Genomic DNA, 246 nt, shown 5'->3' with positions numbered 1-246 from the left:
CTGCCATTGGCCGCTATCGCGATCACCTGCACCGTATGGTCACCCTGGGCCCAACCACCCCCGTCCGCTATCGAACCGACAATTTCCTGCCAGCTCCAAGACATCGAACCTGTGCCGGCAAAATACTGAAAACCAACCCGGCTGCGATACCTGTTGGGGCGAACATGCCACAGTTCAATATGACCTTCATGTCCGCCAACTCGTTCCTTGAACTGCACTGTCCCCTTGATATCCAGATCACCCGAA

The 246-nt window shown here is 55.7% G+C and carries 1 protein-coding gene; it reads right to left on the bottom strand.

Annotated elements, in window-relative coordinates:
- On the bottom strand, positions 1–246 hold a 246-nt coding region (locus tag JWG43_RS19450; RefSeq protein WP_205244529.1), incomplete at both ends, for a hypothetical protein.

It is taken from the genome of Desulfobulbus alkaliphilus (assembly GCF_016918545.1).
GTDB classification, from domain to species: domain Bacteria; phylum Desulfobacterota; class Desulfobulbia; order Desulfobulbales; family Desulfobulbaceae; genus Desulfobulbus; species Desulfobulbus alkaliphilus.
This window is presented reverse-complemented; position numbering and strand designations above follow the sequence as displayed.